This window comes from Mycobacterium helveticum (genome assembly GCF_007714205.1).
GTDB lineage: Bacteria > Actinomycetota > Actinomycetes > Mycobacteriales > Mycobacteriaceae > Mycobacterium > Mycobacterium helveticum.
The window spans coordinates 1-15898 of sequence record NZ_VMQU01000016.1 but is presented as its reverse complement, the minus strand read 5'-3'; the positions used below and the strand labels follow the sequence as shown (position 1 = coordinate 15898).

General features: G+C 69.1%; 12 protein-coding genes and 1 riboswitch. Of the genes, 4 read left to right on the top strand and 8 right to left on the bottom strand.

The window, feature by feature from the left end:
• Positions 1-117 precede the first annotated feature (117 nt).
• The 4 genes from FPZ47_RS05865 (at position 118) to metE (ending at position 5714) form a co-directional block, all read left to right on the top strand.
• On the top strand, positions 118-1395 hold the full coding sequence (locus tag FPZ47_RS05865) for a TetR/AcrR family transcriptional regulator (protein ID WP_144949648.1): 1278 nt from the start codon (positions 118-120) through the stop codon (positions 1393-1395).
• A 77-nt stretch (positions 1396-1472) separates the two neighbouring features.
• Positions 1473-2315 carry an SDR family oxidoreductase gene (locus FPZ47_RS05860; RefSeq protein ID WP_144949650.1) on the top strand — a complete coding sequence of 281 codons (843 nt, stop codon included), beginning with the start codon at positions 1473-1475 and terminating at the stop codon, positions 2313-2315.
• 42 nt (positions 2316-2357) lie between these two features.
• Positions 2358-2996 carry an SDR family oxidoreductase gene (locus FPZ47_RS05855; RefSeq protein ID WP_144949652.1) on the top strand — a complete coding sequence of 213 codons (639 nt, stop codon included), beginning with the start codon at positions 2358-2360 and terminating at the stop codon, positions 2994-2996.
• Between the two features lie 106 nt (positions 2997-3102).
• Positions 3103-3266, top strand: a riboswitch (cobalamin riboswitch).
• Between the two features lie 153 nt (positions 3267-3419).
• Positions 3420-5714 carry a 5-methyltetrahydropteroyltriglutamate--homocysteine S-methyltransferase gene (gene metE / locus FPZ47_RS05850; protein ID WP_246133303.1) on the top strand — a complete coding sequence of 765 codons (2295 nt, stop codon included), beginning with the start codon at positions 3420-3422 and terminating at the stop codon, positions 5712-5714.
• Here the strand turns inward: metE and FPZ47_RS05845 are convergent, their stop codons facing one another.
• The 8 genes from FPZ47_RS05845 to FPZ47_RS05810 all read right to left on the bottom strand — a co-directional run bounded on the left by FPZ47_RS05845 (position 5715) and on the right by FPZ47_RS05810 (position 15465).
• The gene (locus tag FPZ47_RS05845) at positions 5715-6857 is read right to left on the bottom strand and encodes a PPE family protein (protein ID WP_425461750.1); all 1143 of its coding nucleotides are present in this window, start codon (positions 6855-6857) and stop codon (positions 5715-5717) included.
• Positions 6858-6911: 54 nt separating this feature from the next.
• Positions 6912-7211, bottom strand: a complete 300-nt coding sequence (locus tag FPZ47_RS05840) for a PE family protein (RefSeq protein WP_144949658.1) — start codon at positions 7209-7211, stop codon at positions 6912-6914.
• Between the two features lie 267 nt (positions 7212-7478).
• Positions 7479-8702 carry a hypothetical protein gene (locus tag FPZ47_RS05835; RefSeq protein ID WP_144949661.1) on the bottom strand — a complete coding sequence of 408 codons (1224 nt, stop codon included), beginning with the start codon at positions 8700-8702 and terminating at the stop codon, positions 7479-7481.
• A gap of 455 nt (positions 8703-9157) precedes the next feature.
• Positions 9158-10885, bottom strand: coding sequence for a DUF3556 domain-containing protein (locus tag FPZ47_RS05830; protein WP_144949663.1), 1728 nt, complete (start codon positions 10883-10885; stop codon positions 9158-9160).
• Between the two features lie 100 nt (positions 10886-10985).
• Positions 10986-12485 (bottom strand): 2-methylcitrate dehydratase PrpD, encoded by a 1500-nt coding sequence (gene prpD / locus FPZ47_RS05825; RefSeq protein ID WP_144949672.1) that lies wholly within the window; start codon positions 12483-12485, stop codon positions 10986-10988.
• A 255-nt stretch (positions 12486-12740) separates the two neighbouring features.
• Entirely contained in the window at positions 12741-13250 is a 510-nt protein-coding gene (locus tag FPZ47_RS05820; RefSeq protein ID WP_144949674.1) for a DoxX family protein, read from the bottom strand.
• Between the two features lie 30 nt (positions 13251-13280).
• Positions 13281-14540 carry a WS/DGAT domain-containing protein gene (locus FPZ47_RS05815; protein ID WP_144949665.1) on the bottom strand — a complete coding sequence of 420 codons (1260 nt, stop codon included), beginning with the start codon at positions 14538-14540 and terminating at the stop codon, positions 13281-13283.
• Positions 14541-14559: 19 nt separating this feature from the next.
• Positions 14560-15465: an alpha/beta fold hydrolase gene (locus FPZ47_RS05810; RefSeq protein ID WP_210419839.1), complete on the bottom strand. Its 906-nt coding sequence runs from the start codon at positions 15463-15465 to the stop codon at positions 14560-14562.
• Positions 15466-15898: the final 433 nt, after the last annotated feature.

Below are 15898 nucleotides of genomic sequence, written 5' to 3'. Positions count from 1 at the left end.
GTGCGGGGCATTCGGTGCGCCGATTCTGATAGCCTCTTAACAAAGATTTGGTTCGGCAGGAGGACGAATGCGTAGGTTTGCACATCCGCAGTCGTCCGGATTCACGCACCGCTAGCCATGGCGAAGGTCGAGTCACTGCGGGCCAGTGCCACAGCCGATTTCGGGACGCGGCGTGCCGAAATCCTGGCCACAGCGGCCTCACTGATCGCATCGTCGGGATTGCGGACATCGTTGCAGGAGATCGCCGACGCGGCGGGAATTCTCCCCGGCAGCCTGTATCACCACTTCGAGTCCAAAGAGGCGATCCTCGTCGAGTTGATCCGCCGCTACCAGGACGATCTGGATCGTGTCGGGCAAGCCGCGCAAGCGAACTTGGACCAAGCCGACCCGCGCCCCGTTCCCGAGCAGATCGTCGGGCTGGGCTCGGCGATCGCCAACTGCGCCGTGCAGCACCGGGCCGCGCTGCAGATGTCGTTCTATGAGGGGCCCAGCACGGACCCGGAGCTGATGAAGCTGACGCAGCAGCGGCCCCTGGCGATTCAAGAGGCGATGCTGCAAACGCTGCGCGCGGGCAGGTGGAGCGGCTATATCAAACCCGACATCGATCTGCCCACGTTGGCCGACCGCATCTGCCAGACCATGCTGCAAGTGGGCCTTGACGTCATGCGCCACAGCTCATCGGCCGACCAGGTGGCCGAGTTGCTGTGCCGAATCATATTGCAGGGGCTGGCGACCCGGCCGCTGACCGACTCCGCGCTGGACAGGTCCAATGCCTTCGCCGCCGCCAGGGACGTCATCGAGACCTGGTCGGACGACAGCGACGCCGATCCCAGCGACAAAGCGGCGCTGGTCCGCGCGGTGGCACGAACGGAATTCGGCCGCAAGGGCTACGAGGTCACCACCATCAGGGACATCGCCTCGGCGGCCGGCCTGGGAACCGGGACCGTCTATCGGGTCATCGGATCAAAGGACGAACTCCTCGACTCGATCATGCGTTCCTTCGGCAAGAAGGTGGAGGCGGGATGGGTCAGCGTGCTGCGCTCTGCCGCCACACCGATTGAAAAGTTGGATGCACTGAGCTGGGTCAACGTCAACGCGCTCGATCGGTTTTCCGACGAGTTCAGGATTCAGCTCGCCTGGATGCGGCTGTCACCACCGACAGCAAACCCGGGCTGGTCCTACACAACGCGTCTTCGGCAGATGAAATCACTGCTCTCCGAAGGAGTCCGGTCGGGGGAGATCAGTATCGACGCCCCGTCCACCGCGATGCTGGCGCGCTGCGTCATCGGCCTGCAGTGGATACCCGAGAACATCCTCGCCGACATCGGCAAACGCGCGGCGCTGCTGCACGCCCGGGACACGGTGTTGCGGGGTGTCGCGGTCCGCGGCAGGTAGGTGTTGAACCAAACAACTGTGACCCATACAGTTGGGCGATTAGAACTGGGTTGGCAGTTGACGAGAAGGGGATTTCCATGACCATTGTCGATCGGTTGCGCTATGACGGTAAGCGGGCGCTCGTCGTCGGCGGTGCGACCGGCATGGGTGCCGCGGCCGCCAAGTCGGCCGGAGAACTCGGCGCCGAGGTCATCGTCATGGATTACGCGCCGGTGACCTATGACGTCGCGCGGGCGATCCAGCTGGACCTGCGCGACCCCGCCTCGATCGACGCCGCGCTCGGGCAGATCGACGGGCCGATCCACGCGCTGTTCTCGGCCGCCGGCATCGCCGACGGGACCACCGACCTGATGGCGATCAACTTCCTCGGCCACCGGCATCTGATCGAGCGCCTGCTCGAGAAGAACCAGCTCCCCTCGGGTTCGGCGATCTGCTTCATCTCCTCGGTCGCCGGCATGGGCTGGGAGAACGACCTGGAACTGCTGACGGAGTTCCTCGCCACACCGGACTTCGCCGCGGCGCAGGAGTGGGTCAAGGCGCACGAGTCCGAAGGCATCATCCACTACGGCTTCTCGAAGAAGGTCGTCAACGCCTACGTGGCGACCCAGGGCTACCCGCTGCTGAAGAAGGGCATCCGGATCAACGCGATCTGCCCGGGTCCCACCGACACCCCGCTGGCCCAATCCAACGCCGACCTCTGGCTGACGTTCGCGCAGGACTACCGCGACGAGACCGGCTCCAAGGTGCACACCCCGGAGCAGATGGGCGACGTGATGGCGTTCCTCAACAGCGCCGCCGCCTTCGGCATCAACGGCATCACGCTGCTGGTCGACTACGGGCATACGATGGCCTCGCTCACCAACGCCTACCCGCCGGGCAAGCCGATCATCGACATCATCATGGGCCGGGTGAAGCTCTAGCGGGTCGGCGCCATCCAACCCCGCGGCGCTACCGTCGGGGATATGGTAAAAATCGTCCTCATCGGCGGCCACGGCAAGGTGGCGTTGCAGCTGGCCCGCATCCTGACCGAACGCGGCGACGAGGTCAGTTCCGTGTTCCGCAACCCCGCTCACTGCGACGACGTCGCGGCCACCGGAGCCACACCCGTGGTGGCCGATATCGAACGGCTCGACACCGACGCGCTGACCGATGTGCTCGCCGGGCACGACGCCGTCGTCTTCTCCGCCGGGGCCGGCGGCGGCGACCCGGCGCGGACCTACGCCGTCGATCGTGACGCCGCGATCCGGGTGATCGATGCCTCCGCTCGGGCCGGTGCGCGGCGGTTCGTCATGGTGTCGTATTTCGGCGCCGGACCCGATCACGGTGTACCGCAAGACGACCCGTTCTTCGCCTATGCCGAGTCCAAGGCGGCCGCGGACGCCCACCTGCGCGCCAGCCCCCTGGACTGGACGGTGCTGGGGCCCGGGCGGCTGACCCTCGAGCCGCCCACCGGCCGCATCGCCGTCGGCGCCGGGCAGCAGGTGTCACGCGGCGACGTCGCGCTCGTCGCCGCCGCCGCGCTGGCGGACGACTCGACGATCGGCCGCACGATCGACTTCAACAACGGCGAAGTGCCGATCGCGCAGGCGCTGGCCGGCTGAGCCGCAGCGATCGCCGACACCCCGGCCCGCCGCATGCACCGGAGTAAGCTGCGTTACGCAGCTGGTCTGCCGTCGCCGCCGCACACGCGGCGCCGGCATCGAGCGGGGCATGTTAGACATGCCACGCGAGAGGGAACCCGGTGAGAGTCCGGGACTGTCCCGCAGCGGTATGCAGGAACGACCGCCGTCACCCGCACTGGTCGCAAGACTGGGAAGCGACGGCCATTAGGAGCACCGAACGGTGCGCGCCTGCGAGTCCGAAGACCTGCCGGCTGTGCCGGGCGCGCCGCGTCCGGCGGCTCGTCGCCTCGTGGAATGGGCGTTCGGCTGGAGGCGTTGCGGTGGGGCACACGGTGCACACCGCGACCGGTCGGCCGCACGTCCTCGGGCGGTGAGCGCCTCGCTGATCGAGAGGACGATATCGTGACCGCTCCCCCCTTCACCGCCACCGTCGCCGGCTCCCCGCGGATCGGTCCGAAACGCGAACTCAAACGCGCGACCGAGGGGTACTGGGCCGGGCGCACCAGCCGCGCGGAGCTGGAGGCCGTCGGCGCCACCCTGCGGCGCGACATGTGGTCGGGGCTGGCCGGTGCGGGTCTGGACTCCGTGCCGGTGAACACGTTCTCCTACTACGACCAGATGCTCGACGCGGCGTTCCTGCTCGGCGCGCTGCCACAACGGGTGACCAACATCGGCGACGAGCTGGACCGCTACTTCGCACTGGCCCGCGGCAACGACGACGTCGCGCCGCTGGAGATGACCAAGTGGTTCGACACCAACTACCACTACCTGGTCCCCGAGATCGAACCCGCAACCCGCTTCGCGCTGAACCCCCGCAAGGTGCTGTCCGAGCTGGGCGAGGCACTCCGGCAAGGAATTCCGGCGCGTCCCGTCGTCATCGGCCCGATCACCTTCCTGTTGCTCAGCAAGGGCGTCGAGGGCGCGGGCCCGCCGATCGGCCGCCTCGACGAGCTGGTGCCGGTCTACTCCGAGCTGCTGGGGTTGCTCGCCGACGCCGGCGCGCAGTGGGTGCAGCTCGACGAGCCGGCGCTGGTCACCGACATCTGCCCCGACGCGCCCGCCCTGGCCGGGCGCGTCTACGACGCGCTGGGCTCGCTGAGCACGCGTCCCGCCATCCACGTCGCCACCTACTTCGGCGACCCCGGCCCGTCCCTGGCGGCGCTGGCCCGCACGCCCGTGGAAGCGATCGGCGTCGACCTGGTGGCCGGCGCCGACGCGGCGGTCGCATCCATAGTCGAGGTACCCGAACTGGCCGGCAAAATCCTGGTGGCCGGCGTCGTCGACGGGCGCAACGTCTGGCGCACCGACCTTGCGGCGGCGCTGGACACGCTCGTCCCCTTGCTGAATTCGGCCGCCACGGTGGCGGTTTCGACCTCCTGCTCCACCATGCACGTGCCGTACTCGCTCGAACCCGAGACCGGGCTGGACGAGAAGCTGCGCAGCTGGCTGGCGTTCGGGCAGGAGAAGGTCACCGAGGTGGTGACCCTGGCGCGCGCGCTGCGCGACGGGCGTGACGCGGTCGCCGGGCAGATCGCGGCGTCGGATGCGGCCGCCGCCTCCCGCCGCGAGGATCCGCGACTGCACAACGACCGGGTGCGGGCCCGCATCGCCGACATCCTCGACTCGGGTGTGCACCGCGGCGAGCCGGCCCGGCGCCGCGCCGCGCAGGACGCGCGGCTGCACCTGCCGCCGCTGCCGACCACCACGATCGGCTCCTACCCGCAGACCCCCGCGATCCGCAAGGCGCGCGCCGCTTTTCGCTCCGGTGAGATCACCGAGGACGAGTACGTCGGCCGGATGAAGCAGGAGATCGCCGATGTCATCGAGCTGCAGGAACAACTCGGGCTCGACGTGCTGGTGCACGGCGAGCCGGAACGCAACGACATGGTCCAGTACTTCGCCGAACAACTGGCGGGGTTTGCGGCCACCCGGAACGGGTGGGTGCAGTCCTACGGGAGCCGCTGTGTGCGTCCGCCGATCCTCTACGGCGACGTGTCGCGGACCCACCCGATGACGGTCGAATGGATCACCTACGCGCAGTCGCTGACCGACAAACCGGTCAAGGGCATGCTGACCGGGCCGGTCACGATCCTGGCGTGGTCGTTCGTGCGTGACGACCAGCCGCTGGCCGAGACGGCCAACCAGGTGGCGCTGGCGATCCGCGACGAAATCCTCGACCTGGAGGCCGCCGGCATCTCGATCATCCAGGTCGACGAGCCCGCGCTGCGGGAACTGCTGCCGCTGCGCCGCGCCGCCCAGGGCGAGTACTTGCGTTGGGCCATCGGGGCTTTCCGCTTGGCCACCTCCGCTGTCGCCGACTCGACGCAGATCCACACGCACCTGTGCTATTCGGAGTTCGGCGAGGTGATCGGGGCGATTGCGGACCTGGACGCCGACGTCACGTCGATCGAGGCGGCGCGCTCGCACATGGAGGTGCTCGGCGATCTCAACTCGGTCGGCTTCGCCAACAGCGTGGGGCCCGGCGTCTACGACATCCACTCCCCGCGGGTGCCCGGCACCGGCGAGATGGCCGAGTCGCTGCGGGCCGCGCTCAAAGCGCTTCCGGCACAGCGGCTCTGGGTCAACCCCGACTGCGGGCTGAAGACGCGTTCGGTCGACGAGGTGACCGCGTCGCTGCGCAACATGGTGGCCGCGGCCCACGAGGTGCGGGCCGCCGCAGCACGCTCACCGCGGTGATCAGCCGCCGGCCGGTGAACGGGGCAGAATCTTTGCCGGCACCTTGCCGGCGAAACTGCCCAGCCCGCGCCCGCTGAGGGCGCCCATCAGCGCCTGGCCGAACGGGCTGTTCGGCATGGCCGAGGCCTGCGCCATGGCCGGGCTGGCGACGCTGGTGGGCGGCAGCACCGGCGCGGCACGGATCCCCCCGTCCGCGGCCGCGGACCAGCCCGACGGGATCGACAGCCCACCCAGCTTCGAGGCGGACGCCAACTGGGCCGAAATCGAACCACCCCAGCTCTTGAGCTGATTGGAGATCCCGCCGACCACCACCTGCATCTTGCTGCTGACGAACTGGCCGATGCTGTCGAACAGCGCCTGACTGCCGGTAAGCCCCATTCCCGAGGATCCGGCCGAGTTGCCCATGCTCATGAACATGCGCGCCGGGATGCTGCCCATCATCGCCGCGTAGTAGCCGCCCTCGATGGGATAGATCGATGCCTGGGTCAGACCGCCCCCGCTCGCCAACGAACCCAGACCGGTGGCGTTGACAAACCCGGCCACGGGGGCCGACGTCGTCAGCGACCCCAGCGTCGCCTGCAGCTCGACGCTCAGCGTGGTCAGCGCGGACAGCGCGCCGGCTCCGGAACTGGTCAGCAGTGGCGTCAGCGTGGCCGCCGGGTTGGTCATCGCCGGCGGCGCGCTGAACGGCGGCGTCTGCAGCGCACCGGCGGCCGAGGCGGCATATCCGTTCATCGCGCCCACATCCTGGGCCCACATCTCCAGATAGTCGGCCTCGGTCGCCGCGATGGCCGGGGTGTTCTGGCCGAAGATGTTCGAGGCGATCAACGCGGCGAGCAGCGCCCGGTTGGTGGCGATCACCGGCGGGGGCACCGTCGTCGCGAACGCCGTCTCGAACGCGCCGACCGCCGCGCCAGCCTGCGCGCCGGCCTCGGCCGCTGCCGCGGCCGTGGCGCCCATCCACGACACGTACGGCACGGCTGCCGCGGTCATCGCCATCGCCGACGGGCCCGTCCATCCGCTGGTGAGGGTCGCGATCACCGACTCATAGGAAGCCGCCGTCGCGTACAGGTCGCTTGCCAGCCCATCCCACGCGGTCGCCGACGCCGCCAGGGGCCCCGAGCCGGGTCCCGAGTACATCATCCCGGAGATGATTTCGGGGGGGAAAAAGGAGAAGAACACCGTGGCCGCCTTGCCCTAGCCGGCCGCCGCCACGTTGGCCGCCTCGGTGATCGTGTACGACGTGGCGCCGGTGGACAGGGCGTTGACGAACGCCTCGTGGATCTGGTTGGCCATCAACGCAATGGTCTGGTAGGCCAACCCGTGCGCGGCGAAGTGGGTGCCCACCAGTTGGGACACCTGGTCGGCCGCCGGCGGCGCCACCCCGGTGGTCGGCCCTTCCGCCGCCGCATTGTTGGACGCCATCGCCGATCCGATCCTCGACAAGCTTCCCGCCGCGGCGGTCAGCATTTCCGGTCGAGCCGTTACGAAGGACACGACCTCCACCTCCTGTCACCATGTCCGCCGGCCATCCCGGCAACGGGGACCAAATTTTCTTGTGGCCGAGGCGATTACGCCCGGCACCTGCCGGCGGGCAACTGATCTGGCTTGCATCCCAGCAGTTCCCGCCATCGTAGCCCGGCCACTGCGCCAACGGTGCGGTTTTCACCGAATTCGGCTACGCGGCAACGGATTCGGCAAAGCCGAGCGACCAGTCTTCCCGCGGGTGGCGCCCGCGGGAAGACTGGCCACACCGACGGTGACTCAGAGCAGCGACGAGAGCAGATCCAGCGCGATGGTGCTCAGGTTGGGCGCCAGGTCGGCGGCCAGCATCGAGCCGATGTCCGTGACGGCAGCGGGATCGAACGCCATCGACAACGCGGCCGGGTCGAACGCGGCGCTGAACGCGGCGGGATCGAACGCCGCCGCCGCGCTCGGCAGGGCGGAGCTCAGGCTGTTGGTGATCAGCGCCCACAGTTGGCTCAGCGCCTCCGGCAGCGTGGTCGCCGTGCCGCTGGGGGCCAGACCCGTCGCGAAAGCCTGCGGGATCGTGTTGACCAGGCTGTTGATCAGGCCGGCGCCGCCGAACAAGGAGCCGCCCGATTGAAGCAACCCGGCATCGAAGAGCCCGGTCGACCCGTTGAGGTAACCTCCGAGGGTGAGAGCGGGAACGTTCAGCAGGTCGACCAACGCGGTGCCCGTCTGCCCGGCGTTGTAGGCGTCCAGCGCCGCCTGCAGCCCGTTCGCGGCCCCCTGCTCCTCCGCATACAGCAACCCGTTGAGGGGGACCAGCAAGTCGAACGTTAAGACATTCGAGAGGTTATCACTGACCGTGTGGGCCAGGTTGGTCAACATCTCGCCGGGGATCGCCAGAATGTTGTCCAGCGGCGTGAGGAGCGGAAGCAGGTCCAACGTGAAGTTCTCGTTGAAGGTGCTCACCGAGGAACTGATGGCCCCGGACTGGATGCCGTCGATCAGCGTGTTGATCTGCGGCGGCAGCGTCTGGGTCACCAACGTGTTCAGGTCGGTGGCCAGGGCCGACAGATTGCTGCCCGTGACGTCGGCGTAGCCGACCTGGTTGCTGAGCACCTGCCCCAGCACCGGGAACGGGTCGGCGAACCAATTCTGGGCGATGGCTTGCAGGTTGCTGCCCGCCGTCTCGAACACGTTCAGCCACTCCACGATCGGGTTGACCGCCGGGGGAATCGAGGCCGCCGCACTGGCGAAGCCGCTCATGTCCAGCGAGCCCGGCAGCGCGGTGCCCACGTTGGCGGCGAAGTCGCCGACATCGGCGACCACCGAGTCGGTGAGCCGCACGGCGCGCTCCTGGATGTCGTTGGCGATGGTGGGGGCGACCGGGTTGACCGCGATGAGGCTGGCCCCCATCATCGCGACGCCGGCGGCCAGATACGGCCGCATGCGGGTCGACGAGCCCGCCGGCGACGAGGCTGCCACGCCCTGCCGACCGGCAATTGAGGTTGTTGCCATGGCTACTCCTTTGCTGGGTGTGGAGTATGACGCGCGTCACCGCGCTGTGACAGATGTTACCTGAGAGTATTGTTACGGGCAAGTCACATGTGGAATAACGATTCGGTGGCGCGTCGAGCTGCGAGAACGCCCCGAATCAGCGGCCGAGGTCGGTTCGAGGCGAGTGGCCGGATCGCAGATGTCACCGGATAGCAAACTACCGAAGTCGGCTACGTCACAGCGCGTTCAGGATCGGGCAGCCTGCTGTCCGTTTGCCGTGGTATCGCATTTGGCTCGGTATCAGCGCGACTCAGGCCGTCGTGACGTTTGCCATCTGCGAGTGCCCGGCGGGGCGGGCGACCGCCCACGGCGCCGCGTGGGCCAAAGCGCGCGTTGCGGGCAAATGCCGGTGCCCGGGCCGTCGGGTACCCACTCGGGAACAACCCAGCGCCGTCACGTCCCGTGAGTGTCAGCGCTCACCCGGCCGCGTGCACGTGGACCGGCACGTCGTCGGCCCAGGGCTGCCGGGTCACCATGTCGGCGACGTTGACGAACCCGCGCTCGAACTCGCCGGTCGCGGCGTCGACCAGCCGATACTGCTGGGTCTGCCTGTGGATCGGCTGCGCGTCGAGCAGGACGACGCGCACCTCCCCCGGCTCGAAGTGGCAACGTTGCTGCAGGGCGGCGATCAGCTGCTCGTTGTGCATGTGGCCGTCGCCGAAGTTCCAGCCGATCGCCGTGCTGCAGATCCGCTCACCGTCGGTGATGACATAGTCGTCCTCGTTCTGGCCCGCCATCGCGCGATGGGCCAGGGTGAACAACGCCCGGCCGTGCGTGTTGAAGCCGCGGAACGCATACCCCATGTAGATCGGGATCTGCGCCGCCTCCGGGCTGCCGTAGAAACGCTCCAGCTGGGCCTGCGGCATGCTGGCGATCGCCACGATGCCCCGGCTGATCTTGTCGTTCGCCGATCCCTTGATGCACCACAGTGTGGTGTCCCAGTTGCCGGCGTAGTAGCGCATGCCCGGCAGAAACGAGATCTTGCGGGGAAACATGTTGCCCAGCACGACGATACCGGCGACCACGGCGAACAGCAGCGCCACCGGCACCGGGTGGACGACGTCGCCCAGCCCGATGCGCGCGTGCGCGACGAACAACGACAACACCCCGAAGATCATGAAGACGTTCCACTCCAGCGGCACCCCCATCGGGATCGACACCAGGATGCCCAGATGGAAGCACACCATCACGACCGCGGCCACGATGGTCGGCTTGCCGCCGTGGGAGAAGAACAGCATCAGCGGCACCAGCATCTCGATGGCGGTGCTCAGGTGCGCGAGCCACCGCGACAGCCGTCCGGGCCGCAGGTCGTCCGGGAACTTCTCGAAGAAGCGCCGTTTGAGCCAGCGTGGCCGCATCAGCGGGTTGTTGGACATCATCGTGGAGATCACGAACGGGAAGTGCTTGTTGAGCTTGGATGTCGCCGCACCCATCCAGATCACCAGGAACACCAGCTTGGCGGCGACGATCATGTCGACCGCGCCGAACAGGAAGGTCACCGCCAGGCTGGCGTAGACCTCGCCGCGGGCGGCCAGGAAGATCACCTTGTCGCGCAGGCCGAGGACGCCGAGCAGCAGCAGGATCAGCACGATCTCCCACGTCGGCAGCAGGCCGACCGCGGTGCCCAGTTCGGGCACCGGGCCGGTGCCGTCGGAGAGCAGCGCCCCGAGCGTCGCCACCAGCAGGAGCCCATAGAGCGCCACGTCGAACGGGGTGCGCTTGGTGCCCCTGGTCCCCGGCACCCGGTCCGGCCACGGGGGCAGCCGGATGGTGCCGAAACGCATCCAGTACAGGATCGAGCCCATCGGCGGGAAGAACCTGTTGTTGAGCGGACCGAAGCCGCAGCCCAGGCCGATCACCTCGAACAGCATCGTGTAGAGCACGACCTTCTCGAACACGATCGGCTCCGACCACCACGACCCGACACCGGTGAACCCGTGGATACCGTTGGTGGTCAACGCGAAAAGCCAGCCGAAGAGGATGTAGAGCAGGATTTTGACCACGTAGAACAGATGCAGGACGACGGGCGTCCCGAAGCCCACCTCCGCCCAGTGCCGGGCCATCGGACGGATCTTCTCGCTGCGGGTGCCCTTGCTCCACTCGGCCATGTCGATCTGCGGCAGGTCGGGCTTGAGGAATCCCATGGTTTCACAGACTAGAACGTGTTCTAGGCGAATGCGCTCACCTTCGGGCAAAGAATCTTCCGTCGCGTGTGAGCTCGCGGCTCCGGGTGTGAGCGGCCGGTCATCCGAAGATCCCCGGCGGGATCACCGGCGCGGCGTCCAGCACCCGGGGGTCGATCAGCACGTTGAGCGCGTCGAGCTGTGCGGCCCGCAGGCCCGGCAACGACTCCACCGCGGACAGGAACCGTTGCCGCTCAGCGGCTTTTACGACGCCGGCGGTGAGCTCGCCGAACTTCCGTACATAATCGCGGCGGCGGAACGGCCGGGCGCCCAGCGGATGCGCGTCGGCCACCCCCAGCTCGTCGACGATCACCTCGCCGTTCGCGAGGTGCACCTCGGCCCGCGCGCCGAAGGCCCTTTCGGCCGGATCGATCGCGTGGTAGCGACGGGTCCACTCCGGGTCCTCGACGGTGGAGATCTTGCGCCAGAGGGCGACGGTGTCGGGCCGGTGGGCGCGTTCGGGAGCATACGAGCGTTCGTGGTGCCAGCCGCCGTCCTGCAGCGCGACGGCGAAGATGTAGGGCAGCGAGTGGTCGAGCGTTTCCCGCGACGCGTCCGGGTCGAACTTCTGCGGGTCCCCGGACCCGGTCCCGATGACGACGTGGGTGTGGTGGCTGGTGTGCAGCACGATCGACTCGATCCGGTCCAGGTCGCCGAGCCGCCCGCGCAGCCGCCGGGCCAGGTCGATCGGCGCCTGGCCCTGGTACTCCGCCGAATACTCCTTGGGGTAGCTGTCCAGGATGGCGCGCTTGGGCTCGCCCGGAGCCGGCAGCGGCACCCGGTATTCGCGGTCCGGGCCGCCGAGCAGCCAGGCGATGACGCCGTCCTCACCCTCCCAGATCGGCGCCGGCGATCCCTCCCCGCGCATCGCCCGGTCGACCGCCTCGATGGCGACTTTTCCGGCGTGCGCCGGCGCGAACGCCTTCCAGCTCGAGATCAGGCCTTTGCGCGACTGGCGGGTGCTGGTGGTCAGGTGCACGGCCTGCCCGATCGCCTGATAGATGGTCTCGGCGTCCAGGCGCAGCATGGTCCCGAGCCCCGCAGCAACCGCGGGGCCCAGGTGGGCGACGTGGTCGATCTTGTGCTCGTGCAGGCAGATTCCGCGTGCCAGGTCGATGTGGATCTCATACGCGGTGGCCAGCCCGCGGATCAGGTCGGCCCCGCTCACCCCGAGTTGCTGCGCGACGGCCACCAGCGGGGGGATGCTGTCGCCCGGATGGGCATACTCGGCGGCCAGGAAGGTGTCGTGGAAGTCCAACTCGCGCACCGCAACCCCGTTGGCCCAGGCCGCCCATTCGGCCGAATAGGTGCCGCCCACCCCGAACACGCGCGCGCCGTGCGCGGCGCCATGGGCCAGCGCCTGCCGGCGGGCCACGGTCACCGGCCGGCGCAGCACCGCCGCGGCGCTGACCGCGGCGTTGTCGATGATCCGGTTCGCCAGCATCTCCGCGACGTCCGGCTCGACGGGAACCGGGTCGGTGGCGACGTCGGCGATCTTGGCGGCCAGGTGCTCACGGCGCGGGAAGTCGTCGGCGCTGCGCCGCGTCCGGACGGTATGCATCAACACAATTCGCACCCTAGCCAGCCCACCGCCCGGCAGCGTTGTGGTTGCGGATCCCTGACCCGCTAGCCGTCTGGTCCCGCGGACCCGCTCGCGCGCTCGGCACGTGATTCGGCCCACCTCGTCGCCGATTGTTCGCGCAGCGCGCGACCCTCTCGTGCACTACGGATCGTTGCGGGGTTTAGGCCTGTCCGCGTCTTGCGCCACACTGCGGCCGCCAAAATCTCACATGCTCGCGGAAGACGGCGAACCCGGTCAGCCCGCCTGTTTGGCCGGCGGGCGGTAGAAGATCAGCAGTTGGCCGAACGCCCCGACCAGGCCGAGCCCCGCGGAGATCAGCAGACCCGCCCAGCCGTCATACCAGTTGTGCCCGAAGATCACCCAGTCCAGGCTCAGCCTGCCCGCCCCGAGCGTGGCCACCGCGACCGCGCTCACCGCCAGAACCAGGTTGTACTCCCAGCCCTCCTTGACGATGAAGAAGCCGTTGGCGCGGTGCACGGTCCAGGCCGCGACCAGCATCAGCGAGACGAAACCCGCCGCGGGAACCGGCGTCAGCAGCCCGGCGGCCAGGCCCAACCCGGCGGCCATCTCGGTGCTGGCGGCCACGGTGGCGTGGAACGTGCCGGGCTTCATGCCGATGCTGTCGAACCACCGCGCGGTGCCGGGGATGCGGCCGCCGCCGAAGAACTTGTTGTAGCCGTGCGCGGCCAGAGTCACGCCCAACACCAGCCGCAGGATCAGCAAGCCGACGTCCTGACTCATCACTGCGTCGTGATTCATACGTGCAAACCTAGATCATCCACCGGATCGGTAGGACCCGGATCGGTAGGACAGCGCCGCGTCGAGCAGTTGCACATATCCGTCGATGTCCTCGACGGCCGATTCCGCCGCGTGCACGCTGATCGCGACGGTGTCGCCGATTCCATGCACCCCGTGAGTCAGGCCCATCACGGGCGACAGTGCCGGATACCCGGCCGTCAACACCACGCGGGCGCCCCCGAAACTGAGGTCGGCAGCCCCGCGGTGCACGCTGGACACCACCGTGTTGCCGGCCACCTGCGCCGGCCGCACGCCGGGGTCGAACCGCGCCACGCCGCACCGCAGCAGCGCCGCAGGCACTGCGGCGAACGCCCGGTCGGCGCTGCGGGTAGCCGGATGCGCGAAGCGACGCCGGCCGTTGGCCAGCTCGGTCGCGATCCGCTCGGCGCGGGCCGCGCGGCCCAGGTTCGGATACAGACCCACGACGACGTTGCCGAAGTGGTTGTGCGCCTGGGGTGCAACGGGTTTGGCCATCGGCACTTCGGCCCCCAGCGCATCGGCCGTCCCGCCGAGCAGCTCGGACAGCGCCGTGGACACCGCCCCCAGCACGCCGACGGTGACCGTGGGGCCGGGCAGCTGCGCGCGGTGCCGCACCAACGTGCGCACCGCGCGTGTGCCGCCCGGACGGGAATTGGTGCGCTGCAACGGGCGCGAGCCGGCCCCGGGTGCCAGCACCCCGGCGCGGATATCGCCGACCAGCCGGCGATGGGTGCGGGCCGCATCGACGACCCGCCACGGAAACCACGCCGGCGCGGGCCGTCCCAATCCGGGCACCGGGGCGTCCCGGCCGAACAGCCACGCCGCCGCGGCCGCCGCGCGGACGCCGTCGGCCAGCGCGTGCGCCACCTGCAGCACCGCGACGGTGCCCGGCCCGGCGACACCCGGGATACCGGAGACCGGGGTGAACACATGCAGAAGCCAGGGCATCAGCCCGGCGTCGAGCTGGGCAGCGGCGAGTCCGGCAACGGCAGTCAGGCAACCGCCCCAGCCGCCGTCGGCCACGTCGTGGTGGACCACCCGTCGTGCGTCCACGGGCGCCGGCACCCACCGCGGATAGGTCAGCGGATTCCGGTCCTGAACTCGCGTCAACAAGTCCGGGCAGGCGCGCGCCCGCCGACACACCTGTTCGACGGCGTGCGCCAAATCCGCGGGCTCGCCGTCGAACGCATACAGCAAAAACTGGTCGTTCGGGATCTTGGCCGACATCCAGTAGAACTGCGCATCCACGGCCCTCATCCGCTGGGCGGGCACCGGCTCAACCGGCAGAGCCGATGAACCCGAGCACCAGGTCGGCCACCTCGTCCGGCTGTTCGAGTTGCAGGAAATGCCCGGCGTGTTCGACGACGGCGACTCCGCTTTCCGGGGGCAGCACCTTTTCCACCCAGTGGGTGAAAGCCGACGTCATGCAACCGTCGTCGCGGCCGTGCAGGTACAGGCAGGGCAGCGCGGGCGCCTCGGTCCAGCGCCGGTGCAACGCGACGTAGCGTTGCGGCGGCGCGGTGTTACGGACCAGGGCCCGGTACGTTCCCAGCGCCGCGCGCCAGCTCTCCGGTGCACCGATCGCGGCGTCGACGTGACGCAGGTCCTCGTGCGGGTTGTAGCCGGGCGACCATCGCCTCCACAACAACGGCAACACCCACGAGGCGGAACGCTCCGGCAGCCAAGGCAACTGAAAGTAGAAGATGTACCAGCTGCGCAACAACTGATGCGGCAGCTGGCGGGCCAGCCGGGCCCACTCGGCCGCGCCGCCCCGCCGGCGCAGCGCCGCCGAGGGCGGTACCGACATGATCGCGGCCTTGGTGAACGGGCTGTCGGGCATCGCGGCCAGTCCCGTGGCGGCGATGGCCCCCCAGTCGTGGCCGATCACCACGTCGCGGTCGGTGCCGCCCGCCGCCGAGCGGACGCGCAACGCATCGTCCATCAGCGCACCGATGTGGAAGCTGCCGTCGGCCGGTATCGAGGATGGGGCGTATCCCCGCATGAACGGCGCGACGACCCGCCAACCCGACTCGGCCAGCCGGGGCGCGATCTTGCGCCAGCCGTAGGGGGTGTCGGGGAAGCCATGCAGGCACAGCGCGATCGGCGCGTCGGGCGGGCCCCAGGTCAGCGCCTTGAGGTCGGCACCGGCGCCCGGCACGTCGATCCAGCGCGGTTCAGTCATCGCGGGCCGCCCCGTCGGCTCCGGACGCTGTCCGGGTCTCGCCGGCAGTTCGCCGGGACCGCTCGCCCACTCCCTCAGCATCGTCCGCCATGTTCACTCCCTGTTCCGCGTATCCGCAGGCACCAACCTAGCCCGTGTGCGTCCGCAGCGCACCGGCCTCCACCCCGGCCGTGCCAAAGGCCAACCGCGGCAGAGACTGTCGTGGGTCAGGATGCGCCGGCTCAGGCCGAAGCGGTATTCGCTCCCTGCGGCCGAGCCCCGTCCGGCGCGGGTGGAGCCCCCTATGCGGCATGGCTTTCCAACGCCCGCATCGGTTGCTGCCGTGGCCCCTGCTCAGACTGCTTAAGCCGCCTAGGCCTTCAGTAAGCGTGTCGGCGGGTGAGAATTAGGCAAAGGCCTTATCCTGGTTGGGTTTGCGGTCTCAACGCAGCCC

Excerpts from the sequence above, each read along its gene's own strand:
- FPZ47_RS05815 (WP_144949665.1), bottom strand. The coding sequence starts at position 14,540 with ATGAGGGCCGTGGATGCGCAGTTCTACTGGATGTCGGCCAAGATCCCG.
- FPZ47_RS05865 (WP_144949648.1), top strand. The coding sequence starts at position 118 with ATGGCGAAGGTCGAGTCACTGCGGGCCAGTGCCACAGCCGATTTCGGG.
- prpD (WP_144949672.1), bottom strand. The coding sequence starts at position 12,485 with ATGCATACCGTCCGGACGCGGCGCAGCGCCGACGACTTCCCGCGCCGT.
- FPZ47_RS05830 (WP_144949663.1), bottom strand. The coding sequence starts at position 10,885 with ATGGGATTCCTCAAGCCCGACCTGCCGCAGATCGACATGGCCGAGTGG.
- FPZ47_RS05860 (WP_144949650.1), top strand. The coding sequence starts at position 1,473 with ATGACCATTGTCGATCGGTTGCGCTATGACGGTAAGCGGGCGCTCGTC.
- FPZ47_RS05855 (WP_144949652.1), top strand. The coding sequence starts at position 2,358 with ATGGTAAAAATCGTCCTCATCGGCGGCCACGGCAAGGTGGCGTTGCAG.
- FPZ47_RS05845 (WP_425461750.1), bottom strand. The coding sequence starts at position 6,857 with ATGATGTACTCGGGACCCGGCTCGGGGCCCCTGGCGGCGTCGGCGACC.
- FPZ47_RS05810 (WP_210419839.1), bottom strand. The coding sequence starts at position 15,465 with ATGACTGAACCGCGCTGGATCGACGTGCCGGGCGCCGGTGCCGACCTC.
- FPZ47_RS05835 (WP_144949661.1), bottom strand. The coding sequence starts at position 8,702 with ATGGCAACAACCTCAATTGCCGGTCGGCAGGGCGTGGCAGCCTCGTCG.